This is a genomic window from Streptomyces sp. NPDC048473 (assembly GCF_043200155.1).
GTDB lineage: Bacteria > Actinomycetota > Actinomycetes > Streptomycetales > Streptomycetaceae > Streptomyces.
Genome location: NZ_JBICXE010000126.1, coordinates 1 through 5,873, shown reverse-complemented (window position 1 = coordinate 5,873; position 5,873 = coordinate 1). Strand labels below are relative to the sequence as shown.

Here is a 5,873-nt window from a genome sequence, read left to right as displayed (position 1 = left end):
TGTGTTGGTGCGGAACGCTCATGCGGACTTCGCCTTCCGAGAAGTGCCGAAAATGAGGGAGCGTTCCTGCGGTGGACTGCCATGAGGCGGATGGCTGAAAAAGGGTCCGGCCGTCTGGTGTTCACGACGCGATGGGCAGGCGTCGGAAGCGGACCGGAAGGGGTAAATCGGCGGTGACGTGTGAGCGTCACCGCGGTTGGCAGGGAACCTACGGCGGGTTGCGCCGATTGGTCAAGACCCGAATTCGTCGGAATGCGACGTGTCGGGGTCGGACGCGTCGTCCTGCGCGTCGTCGACCCAGCCCAACGAGACGCTGATCCGCCGGGCCGCGTCCCGTACCTGGCCGCCCAGCTCCTGGTAGCGCCAGGCCGGCAGACCGAGCTTGAGGCCGGTGATGGAGATGGCTCCGGCGCACACCGAACGGTCGTCGAAGACCGGCGCGCCGATGCAGATGATGCCCTCGGCGTCCTCCTCGTCGTCCAGGGCGTACCCGACCCGGGCGATGTCGCGCAGATGCGACAGGAAGGTGGCCGGGTCGGTGATCGTGCGGGACGTGCGCCGGGGCAGCCCGAACCGCTCGACGACCGCGGCGGCCTCGCTCTGCGGCATGGCGGAGAGCAGCGCCTTGCCCAGGCCCGTGCAGTGCGGCAGCTCGCGCTGGCCCATCCGCAGGTCGAGCCGGACGCGCTGGTCGAGCTCGACCTGGTCCACGACGACCGCATGGCCGTCCTCGGGCACGGCGAGCCTGGACGCCATGCCGGTGGTCCGGGTGAGCTCGCGCAGGACGGGGTGGGCGACCCCGCGCAGGGACACCTGGGAGCGGGCCCGGTCACCGAGCCGGGCCAGGCTCATGCCGAGCCGGTAGCGGCGGTTCATGCCCTCGCCGTCGTCCGAGACGAGGCCGTAGGCGCGCAGGGTCTGGAGCATGCCGAAGGCGGCGCTCTTGGAGATGGAGCAGGCCTGGCCGACCTCCGTGACGCTCAGGCCGTTCCCCTGTGCGGGGGCGGCGAGCGCTTCGAGGATGTCCGCTGCCCTGGCCACGCTCTTGACCCAGTACTTCGGTTCTTCTGGGGCAGCACTGTTCGTCATAGCAGAACAGCTTAGTGCCTCCAGGGAGGTCGAGTGGCGCTTTCTCCGTGAAGAAAGCCTGGGAACGAGCCTTCCGTTGTCCGGAAAGGGGTTGACCGGCCCGGGCGCCGCACGTAATATCCAGGCACTGTTCTGCTCTACAGAACAGTGTTCAGAAAAAGCGAGACGCACCACCCAAGCACCACGGATCCCCCTCTTCCTGCGGCGACTGCCGGGCGGATGGCGCCAGGGACTCACAGGCCGGGCAGGGCCTGTGAAAACCGACGACTCTCGACGCAAGGAGCAAGCGATATGAGTTCAGGCCCGGTGGGCAACGAATCCGGAGCCCGACTCGCCGAGCGCGCCCGCAAGGTCGTACCCGGCGGCGTGAACAGCGGTCAGCGCAGCGTTCCCGGACTGACCGACCTGGTCGTCACCGGGACCGACGGCGCACGGTTCCGTACCGCCGACGGACGCGAGTACACCGACTTCCACTCGGCGTTCGGCCCCCCGCTGCTCGGTCACAACGACCCCGACGTGGCCCGTGCCACCGCCGAGGCCGGCGCCACCCTCGGCCACATGGGCGTCGGCGTCACCGAGGGAGAGGTCCTCCTCGCCGAACAGCTCACCGAGCTGATCCCGTCGATCGAGAAGGTGCTGCTCACCAGCACCGGCAGTGAGGCCACGTTCCACGCGCTGCGCGTCTCCCGCGCCGCCACCGGGCGCCGCCTGGTCGTCAAGTTCCAGGGCTGCTACCACGGCTGGCACGACGCGGTCAGCCTCAATGTCATCTCCGCCCCTTCGATGGTCGGCGGCCACGACCCCATCTCGACCGGCATCCTGCCCGAGGTCCTCGAAGCCACCCTCGTCCTGCCGTTCAACGACAGCGAGGCCGTCCGCCGCACCTTCGCCGAGCACGGCTCCGACATCGCCGCCGTCATCGTCGAACCCGTCCCGCACAACGTCGGCGCGCTCCTGCCGTACCAGGAGTTCCTCACCACGCTGCGCGAGGAGACCACCAGGGCCGGCAGCGTCCTGATCTTCGACGAGGTCATCACCGGCTTCCGGCACGACATCGGCGGCTGGCAGAAGATCTCCGGCATCACCCCCGACCTCACCACCCTCGGCAAGGCCATCGCCAACGGCGCCCCCGTCGGCGCGATCGGCGGCCGCGCCGACCTGATGGACCTCTTCTCCACCCACCCCGGCGCCCCCGCCTTCTTCGCCGGTACGTACAACGGCCACCCGTCCGTCGTCGCCGCCGCCCTCGCCACCCTGCGCAAGCTGCGTGAGGAGCCGGTCCACGAGCACGTCTTCCGGCTCGGCGACCGTGTCCGCAGCGAACTGACCGGACTGTACGAGCGCCTCGGCGTCCCCGCCGTCGTCACCGGCTACGGCTCCGTCTTCGTCAGCTACTTCATGCCGGGCAAGTCCCCCCGTACCTACGCGGATCTGCTGAACAACGACGCCTCGCTCTTCGTCGGCTACCGCCGAAAGCTCCTCGACCACGGCCTGTTCGAGCTGCCGCTCAACCTCAAGCGCAGCCACATCAGCTACGCCCACACCGACGCCGACGTGGACCGGCTCATCGAGGGCACCGAGGCCGCGGTCGAGGCCGTCCTCGCCGACGGCGGCGCCCGCGATCTGGAGAACACCTCCACCATGGGCGGGGCGACCCGCTGATGCTCACCGTCAACCGCACCCGCCCCGCAGGCCCCGCCGGACGGATCACCCGGGTCGAGACCCTGATGCTCGGCACCTCCTGGCGCGACTTCGGCTATGTCCGGGTCCACACCGACGAGGGCCTGTCCGGCATCGGCGAGATCACCCACCCCTACCGGGTCAGCGAGGTCTGTGCCCTCACCGAGGCCCTCGCGCAGCGCCATCTCATCGGCGCCGACCCCTTCGACATCGAAGAGCTGTGGCTGCGCGTCTACCAGGGCGACTTCCTGCGCGGCGGCGACATGGGCGGCATCGCCCTGTCCGGCCTCGACCAGGCGATGCACGACCTGATGGGCAAGGCGCTCGGCGTCCCCGTGTACCGGCTGACCGGTGGCGCCTGCCGGGACGACGTACGCGTGTACGCCAACGGCTGGTACACCGGCGAACGCGAGCCCGAGACCTTCGCCGCCAAGGCGAAGGAGACCGTGGCGAAGGGCTTCACCGCCCTCAAGTTCGACCCGTTCGGCCCGGGGCTGCACGAGCTGGAGCGTGCCGAACTGCGCCGCTCCATCGGTCTCGTGGCCGCTGTCCGTGAGGCCATCGGGCCGGACGTCGACCTGTTCATCGAGGGCCACGCCCGGTTCGCCATGCCGACCGCCGCCCGCCTCGTGCGGGAGCTGGAACCGTTCGACATCGGCTGGTTCGAGGAGCCGATGCCCTGGACCCACATCGAGCGGTACGCGGAACTGCGCCGGCGCGCGGCGTTCCCGATCTCCGGCGGCGAGCACTTCCACAACCGCTACGAGTACAAGCAGCTCTTCGCCACCAACGCGGTCGACATCATCCAGCCCGACCTCTCGATGGCCGGCGGCTTCACCGAGGTCAGGAAGCTCGCCGCGATTGCCGATACCCACGGCATGCTCGTGGCCCCGCACAACTCCAACTCGCCGCTCTGCACCACCGTCTCGGTGCACGCGGCGCTCGGAATCCCCAACCTGAAGATCCTCGAAACCTTCGACGGACTCCTTGAGGACCATGTCTTCGACGCCCTCAAGGGCACCCTCCCGATCGTCGACGGCCACATCGGCCTGCCGACCGCCCCGGGACTCGGTGTAGAGCTCGTCGACGAGGTCTTCGAGGAACACCCGCCCAGCCACCGCTTCTGGAACATGTTCGCGGACGGCTGGGAGAAGCGGAACCGGACATGATCGTCGACGTCCACTCACATCTCTTCCGGCACAGCCACGACTTCACCGACCCGTTCAAATCCGACTCCGCCCGCGCCCACGCGGGCGAGGTCGACCTCACGGTGAAGTGGGAGGAGTACGCCGCCACCGCGCCCGAGGGCACCCGCACGATCGTCGTCGGCGGCAAGGCGCGGCGCAGCGGGCTCTGGGTCGACGACGACGCCGTCGCCTCGTACGCCGGACAGCACCCCGACCGGCTGATCGGCTACCTCTCCCTCGACCCCACCCAGCCCGGCTGGCAGGAAGAACTCCGCTACGGCCACCAGGAACTGGGCCTGCGCGGCATCAAACTGATGCCGATGTACGCGGGCTTCGACCCGGCCGCCGAGGAGTACGACGAGCTGTACGGCTACGCCGAACGGCACGGCCTGCCGCTCCTGGTCCACACCGGCACCACATTCGTGTCGAACGCCCCGCTGGAATGGGCCATGCCCCGCCACCTGGACGCCGTCGCCATCCGTCACCCCGAACTGCGGATGGTCCTCGCCCACCTCGGCCACCCCTTCGAGGGCGAGTGCATCGCGGTCATCCGCAAGCACCCGCATGTGTACGCGGACATCAGCGCCCTGCACTACCGGCCCTTCCAGCTCTGGCACAGCCTCCGGCTGGTCCAGGACTACGGGGTCTTCGACAAGCTGATGTTCGGCAGCGACTACCCGTTCACGACGGTCGACGACTCGGTGAAGGGGCTGCGGGAGATCGCCCGCATCCCAGGCATCCCCGGACTGCCACCGCTGGACGCGGACGCGGTGGAGGAGATCATCCACCGTCCGTCGCTCGACCTGCTGGGCCTGAACGGCTGACCGGGCCGTTCCCCACAGACCTGCCGGTACGGCGCACGGGTCACCCCCCCCATGTGCTCGGGCGCCGCACCGGCAGCCGGGCCGCCGCGCTCCCACCCTGTGTCCCTGCGCGGCGGCCCACCCTTCTCCGTATCTCTCCGCCTGGAGGAACCCCCGCCATGACCGCAGCCGTCCCGCCCCGCGGCAGTGACCGCTTCGACCTGACCGGCCGCACCGCGGTCGTGACCGGAGCCGCCCGGGGCCTCGGCCGGTCCTTCGCCGTCGGGCTCGCCGAGGCGGGCGCCGATCTGGTCCTCGTCGACCTGCCCGGTGCCGCGGGCATCGCTCAGACCGCGGCGGCCGTCGAGGCGCTCGGCCGCCGGGTCCGCACCCATGGACAGGACCTCGCGGACATCGACGCGCTGCACGGTTTCGTCGATGCCGTACGCGCCGAGAACGGACCGCTGCACATCCTGGTCAACAACGCGGGAACGGCGGCGCTGGAACGCTTCAACGAGATCACCCCCGCAAGCTGGTCGCACATCATGCGGGTCAACGTCGACGCCGTCTTCTTCCTCAGCCAGCGCATCGCCGAACACATGACGGCGGACTCCGTCGCCGGCCGCATCATCACCATCACGTCGAAGAACGCCCTGGTGGCGGAGGCGGGCCTGGCCCACTACAACGCCTCCAAGGCCGCCGCGCAGCTGCTCACCGAGACCCTGGCGGTCGAACTCGCCCCGCACGGCATCACCGCCAACACCCTTGCCCCCGGCATGGTCGAGACCCCCATCGACGGCGAATTCCCCTTCGACCGGGAGGCCTTCGAATCCGCGTACCGCGAGCGGATCCCCCTCGGCAGGTACGCACAGCCCGACGAATGCGTGGGCGCACTGCTGCTGCTCGCCTCGGACGCCGGGGCGTACCTCACCGGGGCGCGCATCGTCGTCGACGGGGGAGTCCTCGCCGACCAGATGCCGCGCATGCGTTTCATGCCGCCGTACCGCAACACGATCTGACCGCGACCGACCGGCAGTCGGTCCTCATCGAGCACGCATCGACACCGCGAGGAGTACCTCCGCCATGTCCGCCCATGCATCGTTCCCAGCCTCGT

General features: G+C 69.6%; 5 protein-coding genes. 4 read left to right on the top strand and 1 reads right to left on the bottom strand.

Translation table 11 applies throughout. The features are described from left to right. Positions 1-231 precede the first annotated feature (231 nt). Positions 232-1,089: an IclR family transcriptional regulator gene (locus tag ACGFU7_RS47425; protein WP_393704963.1), complete on the bottom strand. Its 858-nt coding sequence runs from the start codon at positions 1,087-1,089 to the stop codon at positions 232-234. A 291-nt stretch (positions 1,090-1,380) separates the two neighbouring features. Between ACGFU7_RS47425 and ACGFU7_RS47420 the strand changes: the two genes are divergently transcribed. The 4 genes from ACGFU7_RS47420 to ACGFU7_RS47405 all read left to right on the top strand — a co-directional run bounded on the left by ACGFU7_RS47420 (position 1,381) and on the right by ACGFU7_RS47405 (position 5,778). Then, a complete protein-coding gene (locus ACGFU7_RS47420) occupies positions 1,381-2,751 on the top strand; it encodes an aspartate aminotransferase family protein (RefSeq protein ID WP_393704961.1) in 1,371 nt (456 codons plus the stop codon). Next, a complete protein-coding gene (locus ACGFU7_RS47415) occupies positions 2,751-3,938 on the top strand; it encodes a mandelate racemase/muconate lactonizing enzyme family protein (RefSeq protein WP_393704959.1) in 1,188 nt (395 codons plus the stop codon). Before ACGFU7_RS47420 ends, ACGFU7_RS47415 begins: the two co-directional genes overlap by 1 nt. Next, entirely contained in the window at positions 3,935-4,780 is an 846-nt protein-coding gene (locus ACGFU7_RS47410; protein ID WP_393704957.1) for an amidohydrolase family protein, read from the top strand. Before ACGFU7_RS47415 ends, ACGFU7_RS47410 begins: the two co-directional genes overlap by 4 nt. 158 nt (positions 4,781-4,938) lie before the next feature. Next, complete coding sequence (locus tag ACGFU7_RS47405) at positions 4,939-5,778, top strand: SDR family NAD(P)-dependent oxidoreductase (protein WP_393704955.1); 840 nt, start codon at positions 4,939-4,941, stop codon at positions 5,776-5,778. Positions 5,779-5,873: the final 95 nt, after the last annotated feature.